Raw genomic sequence first — 25,974 nt, 5'->3', positions numbered from 1 at the left:
AAAGTTCTTTAGGAGCTTAAGATGCTCAAGATGCCTAACCTCGAAATCCACCAGCCCGACGCAGTCAAGCACGACACGAAAGTGTCTGCGCAGGACGTAAACGTCTACTACGGCGAGAAGCACGCCCTGCAGAATGTGTCGGTGAACATCCCCGATCGCTCGGTGATGGCGTTCATCGGCCCGTCTGGCTGCGGTAAGTCAACGTTCCTGCGCTGTATCAACCGCATGAACGACACGATCCCGATCGCCAAGGTCACCGGCAAGATCATCATCGACAATCAGGACATCTACGATCCCAGTCTTGATGTCGTTCAGCTTCGTGCACGCGTCGGCATGGTGTTCCAGAAGCCGAACCCGTTCCCGAAGTCGATCTATGAAAACGTGGCCTATGGACCGCGCATTCACGGTCTCAGCCATTCGAAGGCGGATCTCGACGAGATCGTAAACGCCAGCCTGGAAAAGGCCGGCCTCTGGAAAGAAGTGAAGGATCGCCTCAACGATCCGGGTACTGGCCTTTCCGGTGGTCAGCAGCAGCGGCTTTGCATTGCGCGTGCTATCGCAGTCAATCCGGAAGTGATCCTGATGGACGAGCCGTGCTCGGCGCTGGATCCGATTGCGACCGCGAAGATTGAAGAGCTGATCGACGAACTGCGCCAGAACTACTGCATCATCATCGTTACGCACTCGATGCAGCAGGCGGCGCGCGTTTCTCAGCGTACGGCGTTCTTCCATCTCGGCACGCTTGTGGAGGAAGGTAACACCACCGATATCTTCACAAACCCGAAAGATCAGCGCACGCAGGACTACATTACCGGACGCTTCGGCTAATGTTGCGCCATCTCAATCCATTCGGTCGCTCTGCGACCTCCGCAACGGCACAGCCGAAAACTGCGGCAGGAGGGCTTTTAATGAACGAGCATATCGTAAAGTCGTATGAGGAAGAGCTGGCGCTGCTCGATAAGAAGATCGCCCAGATGGGCGGCCTTGCCGAACAGCTTCTGGGCCAGTCGCTGGTCGCTCTGGAACGACGCGACCCCAAGCTCGCCGAAGAAGTCGTTGTTTCGGACAAGGCGATCGACAACCTTGAGCGCGAGATCGAAGAGCAGGTCATCTCCATGATCGCGCGCCGTCAGCCGATGGCTAACGATCTGCGTCACATCATGGGCGCGTTGCGTATCACCACCGATCTTGAGCGCATTGGCGACCTGGCCAAAAACATCGCCAAGCGCGCGCTTGCGATCGCCGATGAATCCCATCCCAAGCCGCTGATGTCCGGCATCCGCCATATGGTGGAGCTGGCACTGCATCAGCTGAAGGAAGTGCTGGACGCGTATGCCGAGCGCGACGCCGACAAGGCACTTGCTGTCTGGCGCCACGATGCGGAAATCGATGCGATGTACAATTCGCTGTTCCGCGAACTGCTGACCTACATGATGGAAGATCCGCGCAATATCGGCATTTCCACGCACCTGCTGTTCGGTGCCAAGAACATCGAGCGCGTGGGTGACCACACGACCAACATCGCCGAGACGGTGCACTTCCTGGTGCGCGGTTTCAACATTGCCGACGATCGGCCGAAGGACGATCAGACGAGTTCGACACTGATCTCGTAATGATCGGGAGGTAGGACCATAGGTATGTCCGCTAAGGTTCTCATCGTTGAGGATGAAGCTCCGCTTGCCGAGATGCTGCGTTACAATCTCGAAGCGGAAGGGTTTCGCGTGGCCCATGCGGAAACGGGCGAAGAGGCACTCATCCTCCTTGAGGAAGAGTGCCCCGACCTCGTGCTACTGGACTGGATGCTGCCGGGCGTTTCGGGCATCGAGCTATGTCGCCGTCTGCGCGCCAAGTCGGATTCCCGCAACGTCTCCATCCTAATGCTCACCGCGCGTGGCGAGGAAAATGACCGCATTCGTGGTCTTTCCACCGGCGCTGACGACTATGTCGTCAAGCCGTTCTCGCTGCCGGAGCTGATGGCGCGGGTGAAGGCAATCCTGCGGCGCTCTTCACCCGGGCGCGTGGCTGAGGTTCTGAAGATCGGCGACATTGAGCTGGATCGGGCGGCCCATCGCGTAATGCGTGGGTTGCGCCAGGTTCGTCTCGGGCCGACGGAATTTCGTCTTCTTGAATTCCTGATGGAAAGCCCGGGCCGTGTGCTGTCGCGTGGCCAGCTTCTTGACGGCGTATGGGGACGCGACGCTTTCGTTGACGAGCGCACAGTGGATGTGCACATAGGTCGTCTGCGCAAGGCATTGATACGCGGCAATGAACGCGATCCGATCCGCACAGTCCGCTCGGCGGGCTATGTGTTCGGTGAAGCGTAGCGCGCCGCGCACCTTCCAACGCGCCATCCAGAATTCGCGTGTCGTCCGCGCCTGTTTGCGTGGTCGATGCCGTCCGGTCTGTTGGGCAGCTCCGGCTGTTCTGCAGCGGCCTCCGTGATCCCTGATCACCGCGGCCGTGCACTTTCCTAGACTGTAATTCCCTACGAAAACTTCGCCGCGGTGCCGGAAGCGCCGCGGCTCTTTTGTTTTTTGGGCCAACCGGCACAGCGCATTGCGGATGCAAGCAACCGGAGAAACGCGGCAAAAAAATAGCGCCGGGCGGCGGACCCGGCGCTACCGTATGTGTGGCACGACGTGCGGGTGCGTGCTTACACAGTTTCCTTGCGGGTCAGGTTTTCGATAGCTCCACCGACCATCGGCTCGACAACCTCACGCTCGCGGCGGCGGGTCTGCGGCGGCTGGAAGGCGCGGCGGGCGTGGAATTCGCAGTAGGGCAGGCCGGGAACCTTGTTCTTGCCGCAGAAGTGGAATTCTGCGGACTGCGGGTCACCGATCGGCCAGCGGCAGGAGCATTCAGTCAATGTCTGAATGGTCTTCCGTTCCGCCTTGGGGATGATCATCTCTTCGGCTGGCGGCGAATAGACTTCCTGCTCGACCTGATAGAGGCCTGCAGCGCCGGATTGCCAGTGGTAGCAGGCGTAAAGCGCTGCTTGTTGTTGGCGATGCGCTTGTTATTGGCAGCCAGCCGCGGACGCGGGCGATGGCTCTTCATGCGCGAGGTGGTTGCACGGCCGGAAAGACCAAGCCGATGAACCTTGCCGATCACGGCATTACGGGTGACGCTGCCAAGCCGGCCGGCGATCTGGCTTGCACTCAAGCCCTCGCCCCACAGCTTCTTCAACAGGTCCACACGCTCATCCGTCCAAGCCATAAAAATTCGCCCCTGAGCACCAGGGGCGCGCGCTAGCCTAGGCGCACACCGATTGACATTCTCGGGACAGGCACAGGACGCAGCGCGGAGCGTACGAGTACGCTACGACGCACGCGGCAAGCCGATGCCGGACCCGGTTTACGGGGACGCTTTACTGGGTGACGCTGAACTGAAAGACGCTTGACACGGCGCGTACATTAGACACACGGAGCAACTGCTCCGCCCATACGCAACCGGATACTGGCAAGCAAGCGAGATCCGCAAAACAAGCGCGAAATCTCGTGCTGTCATGGGCTGGAGACTACAACAGCCAGAATTGGGCCTACAAGATCGGACGACGTGGGATTCGGGGCATCCAGATGCGCCGGTGGCATATTCGCAACAGGCAACGGTCCTCCCCGTTGCGGATTTGCCGATGGAATCAGGCTCTGCCCGCCCGCATGGGCGTGTGGATCGTTTTCCATCCCCAGGTGTCTGGCTTTATGCCCAGCCTAAGTGTCGCCGTGAGCTTTTTTAGGTCTGCGCGGTGCTGGCCGGACCTCTCTTGCTGCAGGCTTCCCATCGGTTGCGAAAATGGTGCCGCCGGGCGCCCATTCCGTTGACAGATCAGCAGCTCACGCGTATCAACTGCGCTTCCAAGGCCGCCGCGGAAGGTGGCCTTTTTTGATTTTCAGCGCTGTTTCGCTGCGCAGGGTGGCTGGCCAATGTCCTCATCCTTGGCGACCTCGGCTTCATCAACCAAGGCCGCTGCTACAACGGGCCCCTCCACGGCCGTGATGGGCACCTACGCGCGCCAGAACCTGGTTTTTGAGCGCGGCGAGGGCGTGTGGCTGATCACCGCTGAAGGTGAGCGCTACCTTGATCTGGCTTCCGGCGTCGCAGTCAATGCTCTCGGGCATGCTCATCCGCGTCTGGTCGCGGCCCTGAATGAGCAGGCTGCCAAGCTGTGGCACACCTCTAACCTCTATCGTGTAGCGGGGCAGGAGCGGCTGGCCGAACGGCTGGTGGCCGAGACCTTCGCCGATAAGGTGTTTTTCTGTAATTCCGGCGCCGAAGCATGCGAGGCCGCGATCAAGGCCGCGCGCCGCTATCATTTCGCGGGCGGTGAGCCCGAGCGCTGGCGCATCATCACCTTCAGCGGCGCCTTCCATGGCCGCACGCTGGCAACGATCGCGGCCGGCGGCAATCCGCGTTATCTGGAAGGTTTCGGTGCGCCGGTTGCCGGGTTCGATCAGGTTCCGTTTGGCGATCTCGCTACGACGGAAAAGGCGATCAGCCCCGAAACCGCAGCCATCATGGTCGAGCCGGTGCAGGGCGAAGGCGGCGTCAATGTTGCCAGCGCCGAGTTCATGCAGGGCTTGCGGGCACTGTGCGATGCCAACGGACTGCTGCTCATTCTCGATGAGGTACAATCGGGCATCGGCCGCTCGGGACAGCTTTTCTCCCATGAGCTTGCCGGGATCACGCCGGACCTGATGGCTATCGCCAAGGGTATCGGTGGCGGCTTCCCGCTCGGCGCGTTGCTCGCAACGGAGAGTGCCGCTCGGGGCTTCGTGCCCGGCACGCACGGTTCTACGTTCGGCGGCAACCCGCTTGCCACGGCGGTTGGCTTTGAGGTGCTCAATGCGGTGCTGGAGGATGGGTTCTTGGAATTCGTCCGCCGCAAGTCGCTGCACCTCAAGCAGTCGCTTGCTGCCATCAGCGACAGCCACTCCGATATCGTTCAGGAAGTGCGCGGTCAGGGGCTTCTCGTCGGCCTGAAGCTCAATGTGCCGCCCGCAGATCTGGTCGCTGCCGCGCGTGAGGAGCATCTGCTGCTCGTCGCTGCCAGCGATAACGTGGTCCGACTTTTGCCGCCACTCAACATCACCGATGAGGAGATCGCCGAGGCGATGCAGCGCCTTGCGCGCGCGCTCGACCGCGTGGCGGCAGCCAGAACTTGAAGAAACCCCGATCCAAACCAGCCGGCCGGAGCGCCATGGCCTCAAAATCCAAAAGCACCCCGCAGACGAGACACTTCCTCGATCTCGACGTCCTCGATGCGCCTACTTCGCGTCGCATCATCGACATGGCGCACGCGATGAAGAAAGCGGGCAAGCGAACGCCGGCGAAATACCGCCCGGCCGGGATTGAGGAATCGACGCTGGCGATGATCTTCGAGAAGCCCTCGACGCGTACGCGGGTTTCGTTCGACGTTGCCATGCGCCAGCTCGGCGGCCAGACGCTGTCGCTCAACAACACCGATCTGCAGTTGGGGCGCGGTGAATCCATCAAGGATACCGCCCGTGTGCTGTCGCGTTATGTCGACGCCATCATGATCCGCGCCAATGCCCACGAGACGCTCCTCAGTCTTGCCGAGTTCGGCAGCGTGCCGGTCATCAACGGTCTCACCGACCGCAGCCATCCCTGTCAGGTGATGGCCGACATCCTCACCTACGAGGAGCACAAGGGGCCGATCAAGGGCAGCGTTGTGGCCTGGGTTGGCGACGGCAACAATGTTGCGGTGTCCTGGATGCACGCCGCTGTGCGCTTCGGTTTTGAGCTGCGCATTGCGTGCCCGGACAAGCTGCGGCCCGAGCAGTCGATCGTTGACTGGGTCGCGCGCGAGAAGGGCGCCGTCAGCTACGGCAGCGATGCGGAAGTTGCGGTGAAGGGCGCCGATTGCGTCGTCACCGACACTTGGGTTTCCATGGGGCAGACCGATGCAGCGCGGCGCAAGCGTATGCTGAAGCCCTATCGCGTCGATGCACGCCTGATGGCGAAGGCCGACAAGAACGCTATCTTCATGCACTGTCTGCCAGCCTATCTCGGCGATGAAGTTACCGAGGAAGTGCTCGAAGGCCCGCAGTCGGTTGTGTTCGATGAGGCCGAGAACCGCCTGCATGCGCAGAAGGCCATCCTCGCCTGGTGTCTGGGGGCCTGAGATATGGCGGACGACGTTGCGACGGCAGAACTGGCGGTGACAATTCCCGCCGATGACATCGTGCTGCCCTTCCGCACGGTGCGCTCTGGCGTGGTTGGCCGTCTTGTCCGTCTCGGTCCGGCGATTGACGCGGTCCTGGCTCCGCATGACATGCCCGATCCAATATCGCAGGCGCTGGGCGAAGCGGTGGCGTTGACCGCCATGCTGGGCTCTGCGCTCAAGATCGACGGCCGCCTGACACTGCAGACCAAAAGCGATGGCCTGCTCGATTTTCTTGTCGTCAGCTTTGAAGTGCCAGGCCGGGTCCGCGCCTACGCCCGTTATGACAAGGCGCGCGTAGGTAACGGGCAGGGCCTTGTCGCCAGCGAGCTGCTGGGCAGCGGTCATCTGGCCATCACCATCGATCCCGGCGAGGATATGGAGCGCTATCAGGGCATCGTTGAGCTGACCGGCGAAGGCATCGCCGACGCTGCTCTCACCTACTTCAGCCAGTCGGAGCAGATCCCCACGTTCCTGCGTCTGGCCGTGGCCCGACACTATACAGCCGGCGAGAACGGACAGCCGGGTCGCTGGCAGTGGCGCGCGGGCGGTCTGATGATCCAGAACCTTGCTCGGGAAGGCGGTACGGACGACGACGCGGCTGTCGCTGACGACAACGAAGGCATTTTCTTTGATGATGCCGAGTACGACGGCGAGGACATCGAAAACGACGACTGGGAGCGCACCCGTATTCTCGCCGCTACGGTTGAGGATCACGAGTTGCTCGATCCAACCCTGCCGCCCGACCGGCTGCTGTATCGGTTGTTCCACGAGGAAGGCGTCCGCGTATTCCCTGCCGCCGAGATTGAGGCACACTGCCGTTGCTCGAGGGAGGGCGTTGCAGCATTCCTCACCAGCTTTGGCGCGAGCGAGCTGGCAGATATGCGCGAGCCGGATGGCTCAATCGGCGTGACGTGCGAGTTCTGCACCACAACCTACCGCTTCGCACCGGACGAGTTCGCTTGAGCGAACTGCATTTCGCTGCGCTGATGTGGCGCAAAACCCAATAATTTCAGTTTGGAAGAAGAACAGCTCTAGCTGGTTGCCACCGCAAGTGGTGAGCGATGCGGCAAGTGCTGCTTCGTGACAGTGCAAATTGCCGGATTGTCTGTCTGCTCTGCTAATTCTGCATGACTGTCATAACCTCGGCTCGGTTGCCCATCGATCCGATTTCGCAGATGCACATCAGTCTCCATCCCTTTGAGAGCTGTGTGCATGGGCAAGCCCGAATTCATCGGAAAAAAATCGAAAGCGGCAGGCGGCTGGGGAGCGCTGAAAAGCTGCGGCAAGAAATTGCTCGCCAGCGGTGCGCCGCTTTCCGGCGCAGCGGCGATGCTGAAGGCCAACCAGCCGGACGGTTTCGATTGCCCCGGCTGCGCATGGGGCGATCCAGCCCACGGTTCCTCGTTCGAATTCTGCGAGAACGGCGTCAAGGCCGTCGCCTGGGAGGCGACGGACAAGCGCGTCGGGCCGAAGTTCTTCGCCAAGCACACGGTTTCGGAGCTGCGCTCATGGACCGACTACGAGCTTGAGAAGCAGGGCCGTCTTACGCATCCGATGCGCTATGACGCCGACACCGACCGCTATGTGGAAGTGTCGTGGGACGATGCATTCGCCGATATCGGCCGCATCCTCAACAGCCTCGACAGCCCGGACCGCGCCGAGTTCTACACCTCTGGCCGCGCCTCCAACGAAGCCGCCTATATCTATCAGCTGTTCGTGCGGCTTTACGGCACCAACAACTTCCCCGACTGCTCGAACATGCGCCACGAGGCCAGCGGCGTTGCGCTTGAGCAGGCCATCGGCATCGGCAAGGGCACGGTCACGCTCGAAGACTTCGAGAAGGCCGACGCGATCTTCGTGATCGGGCAGAACCCCGGCACCAACCATCCGCGCATGTTGGGCGACCTGCGCCGCGCCGCCATGCGCGGTGCGCGCGTTGCCGTGTTCAATCCCGTGCGTGAAAAGGGCTTGAGCGCTTCGCCGATCCGCAGGACAAGCTGGAGATGCTGACCGGCGGTTCAACCGCCATCGCCAGCGAATACTTCCAGGTGCGTCTGGGCGGCGATATGGCTGCCATCCGTGGCATGGCCAAGGCCGTGTTTGCGGCCGACGATGCAGCGCTTGCTGCCGGTCACCCGTCTGTGCTCGACCACGGCTTCCTGCGTCAGCATACGGCGGGCTTCGAAGCATATCGCGCCGCGGTTGAAGCGACGAGCTGGGATCACATCGAGCATCAGTCGGGCCTTGAGCGCGCGCAGCTTGAGCATCTGGCGCAGATCTACATCGAGTCCGAGCGCACCATCTGCACTTGGGCCATGGGCCTGACGCAGCATCGCCATTCCGTGGCAACGCTGCGCGAAGTTTCGAACTTCATGTTCCTGCGCGGCAACGTCGGCCGTCCGGGTGCTGGCCTGTGCCCCGTGCGCGGTCATTCGAATGTGCAGGGCGATCGCACTGTCGGCATCAACGAAAAGCCGCCGGTTGCGTTCCTCAATGCGCTTGAAGCCGAACTTGGCGTGCCGATGCCGCGCCACAACGGCCATAACGTTCTGGCCGCCATCGGCGCCATGCTGGATGGCACGGCGCAGGCCTTCATCGGCCTTGGTGGCAACTTCGCCCGCGCGACGCCGGATAGCAGCCTGATCGCCAAGGCGATGCGCCAGCAGAAGCTCACCGTCAACATCGCAACCAAGCTCAACCATTCGCACCTATTGCCGGGTGAGGTCAGCTACGTGCTGCCGTGTCTCGGCCGCACCGAAATTGACCGCAACGTGCGTGGCATTGCCCAGATCGTGACCGTCGAAGATTCCATGTGCATGGTGCACGGCTCCGGCGGCATCAACAAACCGGCCTCGAAGGAACTACGCTCCGAAGTTGGCATTATCGCCGGCATTGCGGCCGCGACGGTCGGGTCGGAAGTGGTCGAGTGGGCCAAGCTGGCGCAGGATCACAACCTCATTCGTGATCTCATCGCGCGCACCATTCCCGGGTTCCATAACTACAACGAGCGCGTGCGCCGTCCGCGCGGTTTCCGCCTTTATAACGCCGTGGATCATCGCGTCTGGAACACGCACACGCAGCGGGCGACGTTCTCCGATTGCGCGCTGCCGGAAGCAACTGAGCATCAGCAGGCGTTGAGCGAAGACGGCCTGTTCGTGCTGCAGACGTTCCGCTCGCACGACCAGTACAACACAACCGTCTATGGTCTCGATGACCGTTATCGCGGCATCTACGGCGAGCGCCGCGTTGTGTTCGTCAATCCGAAGGATCTGGCCGAGATCGGTGTCGAGGCGGGTGACCGCGTCGATATCGTCGGCCGCCACCGTGACGGCGTTTCGCGCATCGCAGAGGATTTCCGCGTCGTGCCTTACGATCTGCCGCGCGGTTCGGTGGCGGGCTATTACCCCGAGCTGAACGTGGTGGTGCCGTTCTCGGCGGCGGGCGATCAGAGCGATACGCCGCTGTCGAAGTCGGTGCTGGTTTCGTTCAAGCCCGTTGAACGACAGCTCAACGCCGCATGAGCATGACAGATACCAGCGGCGTTGCTGGCAACAGCAACGCCTCGGATGCAGCTGCCGGCGAGGAAGACATCTCCGAAGAGCGCTTCCTCGCACTGGTCGACGAACTGCGCGCTGCAACGCCATCGCTGACGCCGATCGGTGGCGGGGTGCTTGTCGCGCTTCGTCTGGGCATCAGCGACGACACGCGCACGTTTTCGCGGTTGCTGGGTATCGAGCATGCGCTGGTGCTGCGCGAGGTGACGGAGCTGGCGGAAACAGGCTTGCTGCGCATCGTCGATCGTAAGCAGCGCTCGCAGAAAGTTTCGTTCGCGCTGACGGATATCTCGACCGCGCTACTGGCGCGCACGTCGCTACAGCATGAACGCTGATCGCTTCGGACTCTAGGCGGACGTGCCCGACCGCACCAAGCGCAGAGGCGGAAGCTGGCGTAGTTCCCGACCTGCGTTGGGATGACGGTGTGCGGAGGCAAACGTTTCACCCAAAACGTGCCCGGCTGCCCGCAATCCGTCTTGCCGGCGAAGGCCGGCATCCACGCAAATTACATGAGCAGCCGCGGTTGCAAGCAAGTTTGCGGTTGTAGGGTGCTCAGTCTCTTTAAGTTGCTAGAGCGGCTTGTGCGTCAGCGCACCGCTGAGCCGTGCTCGGCCCATTCGCCCAGCCGGGTGAGGAACGCGCTGCACTTCTCAAGCTGCTCGATTGCGATCCATTCGTCGGCGGTATGCGCCTGCGCGATGTCGCCCGGCCCCACCACAACCGATGGTGAACCGCCGGTCTGGAACAGGCCCGCTTCCGTTGCGTACGAAACCGCGTGCGTCTCGTTCTGCTCCGCCAGACGCAGTGCCAGCGCCACCGCCTCAGAATGTTCACCCGCTGCGAACGGCGGCACCTGATTGGCAATGGCAATGTCGATCGCCGCCTCCGGTGCCACGCGCTTCATGTCCGGCAGGCAAACATCGGCTGCAAAGGCACGGATGCGCCGGTCGATGGCCGGAATGTCGACCCCCGGCAGCGCGCGGATGTCGAAGTCCATCGTGCATTGCACCGGCACAATGTTCGTCGCCGTACCGCCCGTGATTTTCGTCACCTGCATCGTCGCGTAGGGCGGATCGAACCGCGCGTCCTGCGGCGCTTCCTTCAGCTCCGCTTCGATGCGCGCAATCTCGCCCAGTAGTTTGCCCGCCACGGTGATGGTGTTAACGCCCAGCGGCGCCATGCTCGAATGCGCGGCGCGGCCCTTGATGGTCACGTGCCAGCGCACCGGGCCCTTGTGGCAATCGACAACCGTCATCAACGTCGGCTCGCCGACGAAAACCATGCGCGGCATCGTCAGCCGTTTGCCGAACTCGGCAATCATCGGCCGCACGCCGAGGCAGCCGATCTCCTCGTCATAGGAAAACGCGAGATGGATTGGCACCTGCAGCTTGCGGTTCACATAGTCGGGCACGGCGGCCAGCATGCAGGCAAGAAAGCCCTTCATGTCGGTTGTGCCGCGGCCATAAAGTTTGCCGTCCCGCTCAGTCAGCATGAATGGGTCCGACGTCCACTGCTGCCCGACCACCGGCACAACGTCGGTATGCCCGGACAGCGCAACGCCCGCGACATTCTCCGGCCCGATGGTGGCGTACAGGCTGACTTTGCTGCCGTCCGCGTTGGGCACAAGCTGGCTGACGACGCCGTGCTGCAGAAGGTAGTCCTCTACAAACCGGATCAGCGCCACGTTGGATTTATGGCTCGTGGTGTCGAAGCTGACGAGGCGGTCCAGAAGCTCGATCACCGAATACTCCGGACCCTTCATGTTCTGCTCGCTCGCTAGAGTGCTTCCGGAAAAGTGGGAACCGGTTTTCCGAGAGAAGCACGGGGGAGAACCAGTGCTTCCGGAAAAGTGGGAACCGGTTTTCCGATAAGAAGCACGACAAAACAAACATCTAGAGCCATTTTGCGATTCAACGAAACGCTGAACGGCTCTAGTTCACGCTGCGGGGGGCGAACGGACAGTCGAGCGAGAACGCCGGAATTGCAACGTCGAACAACTCGCCCTTCGTGTCCGTCATCTGGTAGCTGCCCACCATGATGCCTGACGGCGTGCGCAAAGGACAGCCTGACGTGTAGGTGTAGGTTGTTCCCGGCTCGATCATTGGCGTCTCGCCGACAACGCCGGGGCCGCGCACTTCTTCCGTCATGCCGACGCCGTCGGTAATCTGCCACATGCGCGAGCGGAGCTGCACCGTCTCGTCGCCTTCGTTGGCGATGTCGATGGTGTAGGCCCAGAAGAACTCGCTGTCCTCAGGCTGCGACTGGTCCTCAAGATATTGAGGGGTGACGCGGATGCGGATGCCGCGGGTCACGGCTTCGTACATGGCGGCAATTGCTCCTGATAATTCAGCCTTGAAATGAGGCGCAGGCCGTATGGCGTGTTGCGGCGCTGGTCTTATGCAGCTTTGCGCGCGGCGGCAAGCCCGGCATCCAGATCGGCGGCAAGATCCTCGAATGCTTCAAGGCCGATCGAAAGCCGCATCAGGCCATCGCCGATGCCAAGCTCCGCCCGTGCCTCCGGTCCGATGCGGAAGTGCGTTGTGGTGGCCGGATGGGTGATCAGCGATTTGGCATCGCCGAGATTGTTGGAAATCTTGATCAGGCCGAGCGCGTTCTGCAGCGCGAACGCAGCCGCCTTGCCGCCTTCCACTTCGAACGCGATCATCTGGCCGCCGCCGCTCATCTGGCGCTTGGCGATTTCCGCCTGCGGATGGTCGTCACGGCCGCAATACAGCACGCTCTTCACGCCCGGCTGCTTGGCCAGGTGATCGGCGATGCGTCCAGCGGTTTGCACCTGTGCGTTGACGCGAAGCGGCATCGTTTCCATGCCCTTCAGCATCACCCAGGCATTGAACGGACTCATCGTCGGGCCGGTCTGGCGCAGATATTCCTGCAGGCCGCCAGCCATGTAGTCGGAGCTGCACAGCACCGCGCCGCCAAGGCAGCGCCCCTGACCGTCGATGTGCTTCGTTGCCGAATAGACAACGACGTCGGCGCCAAGTGCCATCGGCCGCTGCAGCATCGGTGTCGCGAATACGTTGTCGACCACAACAATCGCACCGATGCTGTGTGCGATCTCGGAAACGGCGGCGATGTCCACCAGTTCCAGCGCCGGGTTCGACGGCGTCTCGAAGAAGAACAGCTTCGTGTTCGGCTGGATGGCCTTTTTCCAGGCGTTCAGATCGCGGCCATCTACCAGTGTGCAACCGATGCCGTAGCGCGGCGCCAGCGTATCGACGATGTAGCGGCAGGCGCCGAACAGCGCGCGCGCTGAAACGATGTGATCGCCAGCCTTGAGACACGACAGCACGGCGGCATTCACCGCGGCCATACCGCTGGCGGTGGCGCGAGCTTCCTCGGCGCCTTCCAGCAGCCGGATGCGCTCCTCGAACATGGCGACGGTCGGATTGCCGAAACGGCTGTACTGGAAGCCCGGATCTTCGTTCTTGAAGCGCGCTTCAGCCTGCTCGGCGTTGTCGTAGACGAAGCCCTGCGTCAGGAACATCGCCTCGGAGGTCTCACCGAATTCGGAGCGCAGCGTGCCGCCGTGCACCAGCCGAGTCTGCGGCGCCCAGTTGGCCGGGTCTGCTGTCGGTTTCTTCTCGCTCGCCATGCGCATATCCTCCAGGGCTGCCCAGCCCGGCATGAAAAAACCCGGCCAGCTCAAAGCGCTGCTCGCAAAAGACGGCCGCGCTCAATGCTCCGGGAGAATGCGCACGGCCCTTTTAGCGAGTTGTTTTACGTGGCTGCAAGCCGGCCGGCCAAATGACCACGAATTTCGTGGCAGGCACTTAGCGCCCGCGTGAGCTTGGCGTCAAGGCCCGCTTGCTTTAGAGACAGGCCATGTATCAGGTGTGGGGGCTTGAGAGAAATGGCGGGGGCCGAAAACGTGTCGGGCAACGGAGCAGGCGGCGCTGCGGCGCGGGATGGCATTCTGCCGTCCCAGGCCATACGCGCGCTGATCGAATCCGGCGCGGTTAAGCTGGCTGAACCGCAGCTCGACAATCAGCTGCAGCCGGCCAGCCTCGACCTGCGGCTGGGCGATGTCGCCTATCGCGTGCGCGCCAGCTTCCTGCCCGGCGCCAGCGAGAAGGTGCAAACCAAGCTCGACGACCTGCATCTCCACACCATCAATCTTGCGCAGGGCGCCGTGCTGGAAACCGGCTGCGTCTACGTGGTGCCGCTGCTGGAAAGCCTGGCGTTGCCCGCAGAGCTGTGCGCCGCCACCAACCCTAAAAGCTCGACCGGCCGCCTCGACGTTTTCACCCGCGTGATCGCCGATGGTGTCTCCGCGTTCGACCAGATCCCGGCCGGATACACCGGCCCGCTTTACGCCGAAATCTGTCCGCAGACGTTTCCGATCGTGGTGCGCAAAGGCTCGCGCCTGTCGCAGATCCGCTTCCGTGCCGGTGGCGCCGATGCAAAACCGGTGCAGGACATCGCGCTCTCCGTCGATCTTACCGGCGATGCCAACGGTCTCATCGGCTATCGCGCCAAGCGCCACACCGGCCTTGTCGATGTCGATGCGGTTGGCGCCCGCGCCATGCTCGACTACTGGGAGCCGATCCATGTGCGCGAGAGCAAGCGGCTGATCCTCGATCCCGATCAGTTCTATATTCTCGCCTCCAAGGAAGCCGTACACGTGCCGCCGGATCAGGCTGCTGAAATGGTGCCGTTCAATCCGCTGGTGGGCGAATTCCGCGTGCACTATGCGGGCTTTTTCGACCCCGGCTTCGGCCATGCGGAAGCGGGTGGCGCGGGATCGCGCGCGGTGCTCGAAGTGCGCTCGCACAAGGTGCCGTTCATTCTGGAGCATGGGCAGACCATCGGCCGCCTGATCTACGAACAGCTCACCGAAACGCCCGAACGGCTCTACGGCAGCGACCTCGCCTCGCATTATCAGGCGCAGGGCCTGAAGCTGTCGAAGCACTTCCGCTAAACCCGCACCAGCGGTGCGCATTTTAATTTGCGCTGGCGACTGCGCTCCGCGCAGCCGGCCGCCAGCGCGAAAGGACCATCACCGGCGGCCGGCTCCCCAGAGGGGATTCGCCGGTGAAAAAAGAAAACTCGTCCCATCATCCGTTCGTTAAACGCCGTCAGTTATGCTGATGCGATGGAACTCCTGGCGGGTATCGATCCGTGGCTGGCGTTGGGTGTCGTGGTCGCGACTGCGGCGACCGACGCCGTCTATGTTATGTTCACGTCATCGGTCATCGCGCGCAAACGGGTGGCCGCCGCCAACTGGAGCGCGCTCTGGTACACACTCTCCTCGTTCGCCGTCATCAGCTACACCAACAACTGGGTCTATGTGGTCTTCGCCGCTGTCGGGTCGTGGATCGGCGCCTATGTCACCATGACGTTCCTGCACGGCGGCACCGGCAAGCCGCCCGCGCCCATCACGCCCGAAGCAACCGACTAACCGCTCCCGTGCAGGCCCGGCCTGCCGTGCGTTGCCTTAGACCGCGTGCCCGTGTTCACAATCCGGTCAGTGCTCCAGCGCGGTAAGGTTCTGTTAGGCCTTTTTGGCGTTCATCCGGTCGCAGGCTTGCGGCGCGGAGCAGGTTCTTTGGGGCAATCCTGCACCTTCCCGCCGCCGCATTTGTACGCGTATTGTTGTCGCCTTCTGGAGACTCCATGCGCCGTTTTCCGCAAATTCATGCGTCCGGTTCTCCTGCTCGCGCTTGTCGCGGCGGCGCAGGCCGCGCTCGTGTTGGGGCAGAGCCATGCCCTTGTTCACGCGCAGCAGCACGCCGCCGGGCACATCCATCATTCGGCGGCGGAACATGCTAGCGGGCATCGTAAGCCGCAGGCGTTGGCGTGCCGCGCCATCGTGCAGCACAAGAGCTGTAACGACGTTCCGGCGCGTGACGAGCAGCATGACTGTTCGCTGTGCTGGACCACGGCCACCGCCAGTGGCGGCATGGTCCCCGCACTCAGCGTGTTGCAACCGCGTGCCGATCGCGTTGTCATAGCCGCCGCGCCGCTTTCCACGCCGCTTGCCGTCATCCACAATACGGCTGATTTCGATGCGCGCGGACCGCCGTCGGCATAGCTCCGTTGCTCCGCATGCGCGCAACAGTCGTTGCATGCCGCTGCTATCATTCCCTGCAACCCGAATTCCGCCCATGTCGCTGGCTGAAGCCGCGCGGGCCTAAGTGAGGAAAACAACATGCGCACGTCTCTTCGTTCCTCGATTGCGATCATTGCTGTGGCAGCGTTCCGCGGTAACCGTGCTACTGCCCACGATCACGACAAGGATCACAAGCACGACGGCCACGACCACAGCAGCCACGAACACCGCGAACTCGGAGCGCACGTGCACGGCCGCGGCACGTTCAACATCGCCATCGAGGGCAGTCGCGTGGCACTGGAGCTGAAAGCGCCGGGCATGGATATCGTCGGCTTCGAAAGCGCACCGACCAGCGATGCGCAGAAGGCTGCAGTGGAGAAGGCCAAGGCTACGCTCGCGAAGCCGCTGGAGCTGTTCCGCTCTGCCCGCCGCTGCCGGTTGTTCGGTCGCTGAAACCGACGTGCACCTGCATGGTGCAAGGGACGATGATCACGCTGGCGCTGATCACAAGCACGACGACGGTCACGATCACGGCAAACACGATCACGCCGATCATAAGCACGATGACCACGACCATGCAGACCACAAGCATGACCACGCGCACGACAGCGGCCACACCGAATTTCACGCCAAGTACACGCTTGAATGCACCACGCCTGCCGCGCTGACGTCGCTCGCGTTCGATTACTTCAAACAGCTTTGCCGGCGCGCAATCGCTCGGCGTCAACGCCATCAGCGAAAAAAGTCAAAGCACGTTCGAGGCTACGCGCGACAAGCCGAGCATCGATCCTGGGCGGGCTGATGTAATGTCGGCCGCTACGATTGCCAGTCCGGAAGGACAGGCGGGCCGCCGATAGCCAGCGCTGTGGTTCGCATGCGGGACGTGAAGTTCCGTTGGCCCGGTGCGCGCGGCTTCGGTCTGCATTGATTGACAGCTTCGCACCTGCCGGCACGCTGCTGCAAAGCGTCGGTCGGGCTTCGTCCGGCGCCGGCAAATCCACATTTCCTCAGTCTGCTGTGCGGCATCGTCGGTGCGCCGTCATCGGGCCACGCTAGAAGTGATGGGCACCGACCTCGCAAAGCTGTCGCACAGCGCGCGCGACCGCTTCCGCGTCGAGCATTTCGGCATCACTCGCCGGATGATGTTCAACCTGCTGCCCTATGGCTCGTGGCGTGCTCGACAGCACGTGATGCTGCCGCTCAGCTTCTACATCCGTGCGGACGCGGCGTGCATCGCAGGGCGGCACGGTGGAAGCTGAAGCGCGTCGCCTGCTGGATGTAGTCCTCGGCCTCGATGCACATCGAGTTCCGCCAATCACTCCACCGCGCGCGCTCAGCGTCGGTCAGCAGCAGCGTGCTGCTGCGGCGGCTCGAGGCGTTGATCGGCGCACCGGAGATCATCGTCGCCGACGAGCCGACCTCCGCGCTTGATCGCAATCGCCAGCTTGCATTTCCTCGATCTGCTCTTTGCCCGAAGCGGATAAGGCCGGCTCTGCTGTCATCATGGTGAGCCACGAGGAAGAGCTTTTTCGGCACGCGCTTCACCGAAGCCGGTTGTGCGTCCTCGACGAAATTTGTCGTGCGCCAGCGGGGAGTGCAGCTGAGCGCGAGCGACTCCCCGTCTGATCGTTCCCGCGCCTTGCGATGCAGTCGCTCAGCAATCGCGCGCTCACCGCGTTTCTTACCGTGCTTGCCATCGCGTTCTCGGTGATGTTGCTGCTCGGCGTCGAAAAGGTGCGCAGCAGTGCACGCCAAAAGCTTCGCCAACACCATATCCGGTACCGATCTCATCGTCGGCGCGCGTAGCGGCAATACGCCGCTTGCTGCTGATTCGCATTTTCCGCATCGGCAACGCCACCAACAATGTCACCTGGAAAGCTATCAGCGGATATCACCAAACGGCCGGAGGTTGCGTGGTCGGTGCCGCTGTCGTCTGGGTGACAGCCTATCACGGTTTCCGCGTGTCGGCACCACGCCCTGAATATTTCGAGCGCTACAAGTACCGTCGTGGTCGGGCCGGACGTTCGCCGAAGGCAAGCCGTTCGCTGATCTGTTCGATGCTGTTATCGGCGCGGATGTTGCAGGAGACGCCTGGGCTACCAAGGTCGGTGATCCGATCGTTGTCGCGCACGGGCTCGGCTCGGTGTCATTCATTGAGCACGAAGACAAGCCGTTCCGCGTCGTCGGCATTCTCGAAAAAACCGGAACGCCGGTTGATCGCACGGTGCACGTCGGCCTCGAAGGCATTGAGGCGATCCACGTCGATTGGCAAAGCGGCATGCCGATGCCGGGCGAAAACATCACCGCCGATGAAGTGCGGCAGATGGATCTGACGCCGAAGTCGATCACTGCAGCGCTTGTCGGCCTCAAGTCGAAGCTGGCAACCTTCCAGCTTCAGCGCGCCATCAACGAGTATCGGCAGGAGCCACTATCGGCCATCATGCCCGGAGCGGCGCTGCAGGAATTGTGGAGCCTCGTCGGCACAGCTGAAACTGCGCTCGCGGTCGTATCGATGATGGTGGTTGCCACCGCGTTGCTCGGCATGGTGACGATGATCCTGACGACGCTCAACGAACGGCGACGCGAAATGGCGATTCTGCGTTCGGTCGGTGCCCGGCCGACAACCGTGCTCGGCCTGCCGGCAACGGAAGCTGGCTTGCTGACGCTGGCGGGAGTCGCGCTCGGCGTCGCGATGCTCTATGGCGTGCTGTTGGTGCTGCGGCCATGGGTGGATGCAACATATGGCATCACGCTGGCCATTGATCCCCCCACTGCACGCGAGTGGCTGATGCTTGGCGGCATTGTCGTTGCGGGCTTTCTCGCCGGACTGTTGCCGGCGTTGCGCGCCTATCGCATGTCACTTGCCGATGGCATGACGGTGCGCACGTGATGGAGTGTGAGAGATGAAGCATCATTTAGCTGCAGCTGTGCTGGCATTCCTGGCACTGCCGGTTGTTTTTGCGCCGGGTGTGCGTGCGGATGCGCCGGTTGATCTTAAATGGTCGCAGTTGATGCCGCCGATCGACCCTGCGCAGCGCAAGCCCAAGACGTTCTTTTCCGGCGCTACGCCGCAGGCCGAGATGAACGCGCAGGGCGCCAATCAACCGCCAATGCCTGATCAGCCCGCAGGCGGTGAACATGAAGGTCCGCTGCCGCCGTCGAGCTATCAGGAGGGCGCCTTCATGTCGATGAAGCGCCGTCAGCCCGGCGCCAATCTGCCGCCGCGCGTCGTGAAGGAGCTGGATGGTAAGCGCGTGCGCATCGGCGGCTATGTCGTGCCGCTGGATTTTGAAGCGACGACCATCAAGGAGTTTCTGCTGGTGCCGTTCGTCGGCGCCTGCATCCACGTACCGCCGCCGCCCGCCAACCAGATCATCTATGTGAAGGCTGAGGAAGGGTTCGAAATCGCCGGTCAGTTTGATCCGGTATGGGTAACGGGCACGATAACGACCGAGCCCGCGATCACAGGACTTGCTGACACCGGTTACACCATCGCGGCCGAAGAGGTGGACCGGCGCAAGGAATAGCGCGGCAGCAAGTTCGTGCGATGCCGCAACGCGCCGGTGCCGCAGCCAGTATGCTTTCGGTGCCCGCAACTCAGTCGCGATGTGAAGCGGGCGCTCTGCTAATTACGCAGAGCCGTCGCGTACTCGCTCCGCGATGGCCTGCATGATCTGCAACGCTAGCTCCGGCTCGGTTGCTATCAGCTTCAGGAACATAGCCCTGTCGACAACAGCGACCTCAGTCGCCGTGCACGCCGTGGCGCTTTCCTGGCGGTGACTCTCTTCCATGAGGGCCAACTCGCCGAAAATTTCGCCCGGACCAATTTGAAACTGCCGAGTAGCACCGTCAGTTATTTCAACGGTTCCACTGCACACGATATACATTGCCGCGCTCGCGTCGTTTCTACAGAACACAGGCGAGTTGGCAGCAAACTGGCGCAACGGCATTTCACACCGTGTCAGCACGGATATATCAAAAATTATTCTGGACACGGATCTAATGTCCTGAAAAACGCAAGATAAAGAAATCAGCTTAAGCGAAATTCATGCCGCTGAGTAGGGGGATCTTGCCTCGTAAAGGGCTCGATCAGGAGCGCGAAAAATAAAGGGTGATGAAGCGCTCATAAATTCGGGTCAGTGTTTCCAGCTCGGCAACCGGTACGCGCTCGTCCACCTGATGGATGGTGGCGTTCGTCAGCCCCAGTTCGATGACCGGACAATGATCCTTGATGAAGCGCGCGTCCGATGTGCCGCCACCGGTCGACAGTCGCGGGGCAGCGCCGGTTATTTCACGCACTGCAAGTTGGGCCGTTTCCATCAGCGGTCCGGTCTGGGTCAGGAACACATCGCCGGTACCGGAAAATTTGATAGTATAGCGCGCGTCTACCTCCAGCGCCGCCGCGTCGCAGACATCGCGCAGTCGTGCCTCAAGGTCAGGGCGCGTGTGCGCATCGTTGTAGCGCACGTTAAAGCGCGCGCGCGCGAGTCCGGGGATCACGTTGGTTGCGGTGTTCGGAACCGAGATCACGGTGACGTTCAAGCGTGATGGTTCAAAGTGCGTCGTGCCTTCGTCCAGCACCAGCGCGGAAAGCCGGTCGATCATGCGCGCAATCTTCGGCACCGGATTGTCGGCCAGATGCGGATAGGCGGCGTGTCCCTGCTTGCCTTCTACGATCAGTTCGCAATTCAGCGAGCCGCGACGGCCGATCTTGATCTCGTCGCCCACCACATCCTTGCTGGAGGGTTCGCCGACGATGCAGTCGTGCAATATTTCGCCGCGCTCCTTCAACCAGCCAAGCAGCTTGGCGGTGCCGTTGATGCTGTCGCCTTCCTCATCGCCGGTTATCAGCAGCGATATCGAGCCCGGTATCTTGTCGCCGCGCGCCAGTATGCGATGCACCGCCGCGATGAAGCACGCGATCTCGCCCTTCATGTCGACAGCGCCGCGCCCGTAAAGAATGCCGTCGCGGATTTCGGCTGCGAACGGTGGCGAAGTCCACGCGTCCACATCGCCCGCTGGCACCACATCCGTATGGCCGGCGAAGCACAGGTTGGGACCGGACGTTCCGAACCGCGCATAGAGGTTCTCGACATCGGCAAAGCCCGGTTCCGAAAACGTCATGCGATGGCACTCAAAGCCCGCAGCGGAAAGGATGCCCTCCAGCAGTGTCAGCGCGCCGCCCTCAGCCGGGGTTACGCTTTCGCAGCGGATGAGTGCCTGCGCCAATGCTACCGGGTTAGCGGGGGTCGTCATGTGTCGGTCATTCCTTGCATGTGGCGGCTGGCGGATCGTTGCCAGAGCAATCACCATCACTAAAGCGTTTCGCTATTATTGCGGTTCCTGACATCCCGGCCGCAAGCCCGCATGGATACACCGGATCGGCTTGGCTGTGGGCATCCACCATGCCCGGAAGCATTTGGCGTCTGCTTCAGGCGTTTTCAAATGCGTTGGTCGGCGCGGCGGCAGCCGGCTCTCCGGTTGAAGTTCCGGCATGGGGTTGGGCAAGGCCCTCGATAATCGTAATCTTCTGCCAGATCTTGTTGGAAAGGTCGGATGTCAGCCGCTCTACATCGCCAACCGTATCGACGACCACCGGATCGCTCAGCTTCTCAGCATAAAGCGCTGCGCATTTCGCGGTCAGCGACAGCATCTCCGAACAATAGTCGAGATAGCGCATCAGCATGAATGGCGTCAGCGGGCGATCGGGCGACGACCGCGTGCTGATATGGCCCAGCATGCTTGGATCCTTGGTAAGCTGATGCATATCGATGACGTGGATGATCGAGCGCAGCTCATGCAGTGCCTTCAGCGCGCGATCCCGCTTCCAGCGCGTCTCCAACGAGGCCAGAAAATAAGCCGCGCCGCCCAGCACGATGACGAGGTTCACGCCCGCGTCCACGCCCTGCATCATCTCCGACAGTTCATCGGATGTTTTCAGCGACGATGCCTCGATCGCCAGCATGACTGCCGTCAGCACAACGGCAATCAGCAGGCCAAGCAGCGTCAGTCGCAGGCCCCAGATCGGCCGCGAAACAGCGATGATCCGCTTGGAGGTCTGGCGCGCGATCTGCTCCACCTCGGCGCATACGGTGGCCAGCCCTGAGTTGGGGAACCGATCGTCGATACGCGCCTGTAGCGTTTCGATGGTGCCAATGATCTTGTCGCTGGAAAGGCTGCGGTACATAGCCCGCTCCCGGGAATGTGTTTTTTGAAAATATGCCGCCAGCGCCTGTCCGCGCTGGGTGGCCGAATTTTAGAAGCCGGACATCGTCGCCTGCAAGGCATCAGCAGGGTTTGATTGTGACAGGCTGGCGCGATGGTTTACGGCGGGCCTGAGGTGTCGTCCCTGCCTCAGTTAAGGCTCAATCGGTCGGGCACTTCAAGATCGGCCGCGATCGGCGTTATTGTGGTCCTCCGTTTCATTGCTCAGGTTTTTTTCTTCGGCTTTTTTTGATGAGGTTTCTCGATGCGCGTGGCGACCCTGCCCTATGGCCGCTTGCTTGCGTTTTTGCCCCTGGCCGTGCTTTCGGTGCCCGCCGATGCGCAAACCCGCAACTTCCTGCAGCGCCCAACGACCATAACGGTGCAGTATGTCCTGCGCCTGCCGCTCAAAAGCGATGGCCTCGCGGAACAGCAGACGGCCATGGAGGAGGGGCGCAAGGCGCTCTACGCCATGAGCGCGCGCGAGTGCACGGCTTTGATGGCGACGCTGGCTTCGAGTTGCCGGCTTGCAAGCCTCAACATTCAGACCAACGTGGGGCGCCCACGTCCCGACGACCACACAATCACACTGAGCGCCAACGCGCAGTATCAGATCGAGCTGAAGGCACAGGACGGCGAACGCTCAAAGGATGAGCTGTAGTCGAAAGATCCGCTCCGCCAGCCGTTCAATCAGCTTCCAAAACAACAAACGCCGCAGCAACGGATGCCGCGGCGTTTGAGTTTGATTAGTGCAGCAGGCTTGCGGCTGCGGATCAGTCGCGCAGCAGTTCGTTGATCGAGGTCTTGGAACGCGTCTTGGCGTCCACCTTCTTCACGATCACGGCGCAATAGAGGTTCGGCCCCGGCGTGCCATCCGGCAGCGGCTTGCCCGCCATCGATCCCGATACCACCACCGAGTACGGCGGCACCTTGCCGAAGAACTTCTCACCGGTCGCGCGGTCGATGATGGTGGTCGAAGCACCGAGATAAACGCCCATCGACAGCACCGAGCCTTCGCCGACGATCACGCCCTCGGCCACCTCGGCGCGCGCGCCGATGAAGCAGTTGTCTTCGATGATGACCGGACCGGCCTGCAGCGGCTCAAGCACGCCGCCAATGCCAGCGCCGCCGGAGATGTGGCAGTTCTTGCCGATCTGAGCGCACGAGCCCACCGTCGCCCAGGTGTCGACCATCGTGCCTGCGTCAACATAGGCGCCGAGGTTCACGAACGACGGCATCAGCACAACCGTCGGCGCGATATAGGCCGAACGGCGCACAATGCTGCCGGGCACGGCCCGGAAGCCTGCACGGCGGAAATCGTCATCGGTCATGCCAGCAAACTTCGAGGGCACCTTGTCCCACCAGTTCGCGCCGCCCGGTGCGCCGGAGATTGCAGCCATGTCGTTGAGGCGGAACGACAGCAGCACGGCTTTCTTCAGCCACTGGTTGACCGTCCAGCCGTCGGCGCCCTTCTCGGCCACCCGCACTTCGCCCTTGTCCAGCAGGTTGAGGGCTGTCTCGACCGTGTCGCGGATCACGCCCGTGGTGCCGGCGCTGATCCCATCGCGCTCTTCCCACATGGCGTCGATGGCGGTGGCAAGTTCGGCGGTGTTTACATTGGCTGACATCGGGGGCCCTCGGTTCAGATTTCGTTAGCGGTCCGCGTTGTCGCCCGAGGGGGAAATACTGTCAATGCGAACGAATAGTTTCGTTTTTTGCATCAATTGGATACGCCCCATTAAATCTCACGCCGGATAATACCCCAATCGGTGCCGGGAAAAGAGACGTACCAAGGGGTTGGGTCGTGTTGCAGAGCGAGCGGATTGTATCGGTCACTGCTGCCCATACGGGTGGCAAGGCCAGTGGAAAGTGGATTGCGCACGAGGGCTTCGTCGCCGAAGCGGCCGTGCAGTTCGACCGGATCAATGGCACCGTTGCCCGGCTGGAGCGTGAGCTGGAGAAGGCGCGCGCGACCATTGCCGAGATGACCGAAGAGGTAAACCGCAGCCGCCGGTTCGCCGCCTTCGACCAGAGCCTTGAAAATTCGCGCAATTACAAGATTTCTGAGCTGCAGCGCTCTGGCCGCGACCTGAAAACGCGCATCGAGCGCATGGAAGGCGACCGCAAGGCCTATTCGAACGTCACCTACAAGTCGTTCGTCGACATGGACCGCAAGCTGGCGGAGCTGGGCGGCCTGAAGCTGCACATCGACCGCGTCGAGCACGCCGCCCGCCGCAACGAAGCGCTGTTCCTTGGCGCCCTCGCGCTCGCCGCGCTCGCGCTTTCATCGCGATTCTTTTTCTAAGGCGCTGGCACTTTAGCTTAGGCGCTGGCGACTCCGCTGCGCGGAGCCGGCCGCGGTGCTTGATTCCAGTGAAGTTGGTGCGAAGAACATAAAAGGCGGGCCACTCTCTTGGAGCAGCACCGCCCGTTTCTTTTATCGCCCCCGAGCATCAGGTCACTGCAATGGTGCTGCCGTCATGCTCGCGGTAATCACGCGCTCTTGCGATACTTGATCGACTCGTCAACGCCCTTCGTCGCATCGCCACCGCTGTAGGAATGCGCGCCCGTTCCAGCCAGTTTGCCCTTGTCGACGATCAGATACTCGGTCCGGATCGGTTTGCCAGCGAAGTAGTTCTCCAGGATTTCGCGTGTGCCGGCGGCATAACGTGCCTGTGCCGAAAGCGACGTGCCGGAGATGTGGGGCGTCATGCCGTGATGCGGCATCTTCCGCCACGGATGATCCTTCGGTGCCGGCTGCGGGAACCAGACATCGCCTGCGTATCCAGCGAGCTGTCCGCTTTCCAGCGCCTTCACCACCGCGTCACGGTCAACGATTTTCGCCCGTGCCGTGTTGATGAGGTATGCGCCATGCTTCATCTTCCCGATCATCTTGGCGTCGAACAGATGCTCGGTTTCCGAATGCAGCGGTGCGTTGATCGTCACCACATCGCAAACCTTCACCAGCGACTCGACGTCCTTGTGATAGATCAGGCCAAGTTCTTTCTCGACCTCCTTGGGCAGCCGATGTCGATCGGTATAGTGCAGCTTCACGTCAAACGGTTTCAGGCGGCGCAGCACCGCCAGCCCGATGCGTCCGGCACCAACCGTGCCGACGTTCATGCCTTCCAGATCGTATGAGCGTTCCACGCAGTCGGCGATATTCCAGCCGCCCTTCTTCACCCATTCATACGACGGAAGATAATTGCGTACGAGCGATAGGATCATCATCACCACATGCTCGGCGACGCTGATTGAGTTTGAATATGTCACCTCCGCAACGGTAACGCCGTTCTTCATCGCGGCATCTAAATCAACGTGATCCGATCCGATGCCTGCGGTGATCGCCAGCTTCAGCTTCTTCGCTTTCTTCAGCCGCTCCTCGGTGAGATACGCAGGCCAGAACGGTTGCGAGATCACGATGTCCGCGTCGGGCAGCTCCTTTTCAAAAACCGAATTGGGGCCGTCCTTGTCCGAAGTCACGATAAACGTGTGCCCCTGATCTTCCAGAAACTTGCGCAGGCCAAGTTCGCCCGAAACGCTGCCTAGCAACTCGCCAGGCTTGAAGTCGATATCCTTCGGCGTCGGCAAGGTCTGCCCGCCCGGATAGTGATCGAGCTTCGGAATGTCGTCGCGGGCATAGGATTTCGGCTGCCCGTCGACGGGATCAGGATAAAGAACGGTGAGTATCTTCGCCATGAGTGCCATCCTCCGAGTTCGGATCTGAGGAAGCGTCTCGTTGCTATGGCTGTGTTCGCCGCAACGCCTGCGGTCCGATGGATGCTGTGAGCGCTTCCAGTAATGCGTGGGTCAAGGCCGACCAGATCACAGGCAAGGGCAGCCGCCCCGCGCATCATTGGACGTATGCAGCCGCACGCGGGAGACAAGTGCTGAGCGTGGCAATTCTACGATGAAGTCGATGGCGATGATTTAATCTGAATGCAGATTATTTGCGGCCATGGCCC

Annotated in this window: 26 protein-coding genes, 2 pseudogenes and 1 riboswitch; of the genes and pseudogenes, 17 read left to right on the top strand and 11 right to left on the bottom strand. The window is 61.8% G+C overall.

Annotated elements, in window-relative coordinates; translation table 11 throughout:
- The first annotated feature begins 21 nt into the window (after nt 1-21).
- From pstB to phoB, 3 genes are all read left to right on the top strand, one after another.
- On the top strand, nt 22-828 hold the full coding sequence (pstB, locus tag QEZ49_RS13135) for a phosphate ABC transporter ATP-binding protein PstB (RefSeq protein WP_280387555.1): 807 nt from the start codon (nt 22-24) through the stop codon (nt 826-828).
- Nucleotides 829-908: 80 nt separating this feature from the next.
- Nucleotides 909-1,613 (top strand): phosphate signaling complex protein PhoU, encoded by a 705-nt coding sequence (gene phoU, locus QEZ49_RS13130; protein WP_280387553.1) that lies wholly within the window; start codon nt 909-911, stop codon nt 1,611-1,613.
- A gap of 24 nt (nt 1,614-1,637) precedes the next feature.
- Entirely contained in the window at nt 1,638-2,324 is a 687-nt protein-coding gene (gene phoB / locus QEZ49_RS13125) for a phosphate regulon transcriptional regulator PhoB (RefSeq protein WP_068459472.1), read from the top strand.
- Between the two features lie 329 nt (nt 2,325-2,653).
- Here the strand turns inward: phoB and QEZ49_RS13120 are convergent.
- A pseudogene (locus QEZ49_RS13120) lies at nt 2,654-3,216 on the bottom strand (GcrA family cell cycle regulator).
- Between the two features lie 776 nt (nt 3,217-3,992).
- Between QEZ49_RS13120 and QEZ49_RS13115 the strand changes: the two are divergent.
- The 5 genes and pseudogenes from QEZ49_RS13115 to QEZ49_RS13095 all read left to right on the top strand — a co-directional run bounded on the left by QEZ49_RS13115 (nt 3,993) and on the right by QEZ49_RS13095 (nt 10,070).
- Complete coding sequence (locus tag QEZ49_RS13115) at nt 3,993-5,159, top strand: aspartate aminotransferase family protein (protein WP_348534828.1); 1,167 nt, start codon at nt 3,993-3,995, stop codon at nt 5,157-5,159.
- Nucleotides 5,160-5,194: 35 nt separating this feature from the next.
- Nucleotides 5,195-6,139 (top strand): ornithine carbamoyltransferase, encoded by a 945-nt coding sequence (argF, locus tag QEZ49_RS13110; RefSeq protein ID WP_280387547.1) that lies wholly within the window; start codon nt 5,195-5,197, stop codon nt 6,137-6,139.
- Nucleotides 6,140-6,142: 3 nt separating this feature from the next.
- Entirely contained in the window at nt 6,143-7,144 is a 1,002-nt protein-coding gene (locus QEZ49_RS13105; protein ID WP_280387545.1) for an Hsp33 family molecular chaperone, read from the top strand.
- Nucleotides 7,145-7,393: 249 nt separating this feature from the next.
- Nucleotides 7,394-9,702: pseudogene (locus tag QEZ49_RS13100) on the top strand (FdhF/YdeP family oxidoreductase).
- Entirely contained in the window at nt 9,699-10,070 is a 372-nt protein-coding gene (locus tag QEZ49_RS13095) for a hypothetical protein (RefSeq protein WP_280387543.1), read from the top strand. The pseudogene QEZ49_RS13100 and the gene QEZ49_RS13095 overlap by 4 nt, the downstream one beginning before the upstream one ends.
- Before the next feature lie 251 nt (nt 10,071-10,321).
- On the opposite strand, the gene argE is transcribed toward QEZ49_RS13095, so the two are convergent.
- From argE to metZ, 3 genes are all read right to left on the bottom strand, one after another.
- Complete coding sequence (gene argE / locus QEZ49_RS13090) at nt 10,322-11,497, bottom strand: acetylornithine deacetylase (RefSeq protein ID WP_280387541.1); 1,176 nt, start codon at nt 11,495-11,497, stop codon at nt 10,322-10,324.
- A 169-nt stretch (nt 11,498-11,666) separates the two neighbouring features.
- Nucleotides 11,667-12,059: a Co2+/Mg2+ efflux protein ApaG gene (gene apaG, locus QEZ49_RS13085; RefSeq protein WP_280387539.1), complete on the bottom strand. Its 393-nt coding sequence runs from the start codon at nt 12,057-12,059 to the stop codon at nt 11,667-11,669.
- 71 nt (nt 12,060-12,130) lie between these two features.
- On the bottom strand, nt 12,131-13,348 hold the full coding sequence (gene metZ / locus QEZ49_RS13080) for an O-succinylhomoserine sulfhydrylase (RefSeq protein WP_280387537.1): 1,218 nt from the start codon (nt 13,346-13,348) through the stop codon (nt 12,131-12,133).
- A 91-nt stretch (nt 13,349-13,439) separates the two neighbouring features.
- A riboswitch (SAM riboswitch) is annotated at nt 13,440-13,518 on the bottom strand.
- Between the two features lie 88 nt (nt 13,519-13,606).
- Here metZ and QEZ49_RS13075 point away from each other — a divergent pair.
- A complete protein-coding gene (locus QEZ49_RS13075) occupies nt 13,607-14,674 on the top strand; it encodes a 2'-deoxycytidine 5'-triphosphate deaminase (RefSeq protein WP_280387535.1) in 1,068 nt (355 codons plus the stop codon).
- 183 nt (nt 14,675-14,857) lie between these two features.
- Entirely contained in the window at nt 14,858-15,154 is a 297-nt protein-coding gene (locus QEZ49_RS13070) for a hypothetical protein (protein ID WP_173953067.1), read from the top strand.
- A 93-nt stretch (nt 15,155-15,247) separates the two neighbouring features.
- On the opposite strand, the gene QEZ49_RS13065 is transcribed toward QEZ49_RS13070, so the two are convergent.
- Nucleotides 15,248-15,520, bottom strand: coding sequence for a hypothetical protein (locus tag QEZ49_RS13065; RefSeq protein WP_280387534.1), 273 nt, complete (start codon nt 15,518-15,520; stop codon nt 15,248-15,250).
- A 45-nt stretch (nt 15,521-15,565) separates the two neighbouring features.
- Here QEZ49_RS13065 and QEZ49_RS13060 point away from each other — a divergent pair, with 45 nt between their 5' ends.
- From QEZ49_RS13060 to QEZ49_RS13050, 3 genes are all read left to right on the top strand, one after another.
- Nucleotides 15,566-15,787, top strand: a complete 222-nt coding sequence (locus QEZ49_RS13060) for a hypothetical protein (protein WP_280387533.1) — start codon at nt 15,566-15,568, stop codon at nt 15,785-15,787.
- Between the two features lie 117 nt (nt 15,788-15,904).
- A complete protein-coding gene (locus QEZ49_RS13055) occupies nt 15,905-16,258 on the top strand; it encodes a DUF2796 domain-containing protein (RefSeq protein WP_280387531.1) in 354 nt (117 codons plus the stop codon).
- A 32-nt stretch (nt 16,259-16,290) separates the two neighbouring features.
- Entirely contained in the window at nt 16,291-16,473 is a 183-nt protein-coding gene (locus QEZ49_RS13050) for a hypothetical protein (RefSeq protein ID WP_280387529.1), read from the top strand.
- Nucleotides 16,474-17,005: 532 nt separating this feature from the next.
- On the opposite strand, the gene QEZ49_RS13045 is transcribed toward QEZ49_RS13050, so the two are convergent.
- The gene (locus QEZ49_RS13045) at nt 17,006-17,572 is read right to left on the bottom strand and encodes a hypothetical protein (protein ID WP_280387527.1); all 567 of its coding nucleotides are present in this window, start codon (nt 17,570-17,572) and stop codon (nt 17,006-17,008) included.
- 376 nt (nt 17,573-17,948) lie between these two features.
- Between QEZ49_RS13045 and QEZ49_RS13040 the strand changes: the two genes are divergently transcribed.
- Complete coding sequence (locus QEZ49_RS13040; protein WP_280387525.1) at nt 17,949-18,695, top strand: ABC transporter permease; 747 nt, start codon at nt 17,949-17,951, stop codon at nt 18,693-18,695.
- 13 nt (nt 18,696-18,708) lie between these two features.
- The gene (locus QEZ49_RS13035) at nt 18,709-19,332 is read left to right on the top strand and encodes a DUF3299 domain-containing protein (RefSeq protein WP_280387523.1); all 624 of its coding nucleotides are present in this window, start codon (nt 18,709-18,711) and stop codon (nt 19,330-19,332) included.
- A gap of 102 nt (nt 19,333-19,434) precedes the next feature.
- Here QEZ49_RS13035 and QEZ49_RS13030 read toward each other — a convergent pair whose 3' ends face one another.
- From QEZ49_RS13030 to QEZ49_RS13020, 3 genes are all read right to left on the bottom strand, one after another.
- Nucleotides 19,435-19,755, bottom strand: a complete 321-nt coding sequence (locus tag QEZ49_RS13030) for a cyclic nucleotide-binding domain-containing protein (RefSeq protein ID WP_280388561.1) — start codon at nt 19,753-19,755, stop codon at nt 19,435-19,437.
- Between the two features lie 139 nt (nt 19,756-19,894).
- On the bottom strand, nt 19,895-21,061 hold the full coding sequence (dapE, locus tag QEZ49_RS13025; protein WP_280387521.1) for a succinyl-diaminopimelate desuccinylase: 1,167 nt from the start codon (nt 21,059-21,061) through the stop codon (nt 19,895-19,897).
- A 175-nt stretch (nt 21,062-21,236) separates the two neighbouring features.
- Nucleotides 21,237-21,992, bottom strand: coding sequence for a hypothetical protein (locus QEZ49_RS13020; protein ID WP_280387519.1), 756 nt, complete (start codon nt 21,990-21,992; stop codon nt 21,237-21,239).
- 282 nt (nt 21,993-22,274) lie between these two features.
- On the opposite strand from QEZ49_RS13020, the gene QEZ49_RS13015 reads away from it, so the two are divergent.
- Nucleotides 22,275-22,670, top strand: a complete 396-nt coding sequence (locus QEZ49_RS13015) for a hypothetical protein (RefSeq protein ID WP_280387517.1) — start codon at nt 22,275-22,277, stop codon at nt 22,668-22,670.
- A gap of 112 nt (nt 22,671-22,782) precedes the next feature.
- Here QEZ49_RS13015 and dapD read toward each other — a convergent pair whose 3' ends face one another.
- Entirely contained in the window at nt 22,783-23,637 is an 855-nt protein-coding gene (gene dapD / locus QEZ49_RS13010) for a 2,3,4,5-tetrahydropyridine-2,6-dicarboxylate N-succinyltransferase (RefSeq protein ID WP_068461962.1), read from the bottom strand.
- A gap of 176 nt (nt 23,638-23,813) precedes the next feature.
- Between dapD and QEZ49_RS13005 the strand changes: the two genes are divergently transcribed.
- Nucleotides 23,814-24,314, top strand: a complete 501-nt coding sequence (locus tag QEZ49_RS13005) for a hypothetical protein (protein WP_280387513.1) — start codon at nt 23,814-23,816, stop codon at nt 24,312-24,314.
- A 188-nt stretch (nt 24,315-24,502) separates the two neighbouring features.
- On the opposite strand, the gene QEZ49_RS13000 is transcribed toward QEZ49_RS13005, so the two are convergent.
- Complete coding sequence (locus QEZ49_RS13000) at nt 24,503-25,708, bottom strand: NAD-dependent formate dehydrogenase (RefSeq protein WP_280387511.1); 1,206 nt, start codon at nt 25,706-25,708, stop codon at nt 24,503-24,505.
- Nucleotides 25,709-25,974 lie beyond the last annotated feature (266 nt).

The organism is Hyphomicrobium sp. D-2 (assembly GCF_029872155.1).
Taxonomy (GTDB): Bacteria; Pseudomonadota; Alphaproteobacteria; order Rhizobiales; family Hyphomicrobiaceae; genus Hyphomicrobium_A.
The sequence above is the reverse complement of the archived record's forward strand: the minus strand, read 5'-3'. Positions and strand labels throughout refer to the sequence as shown.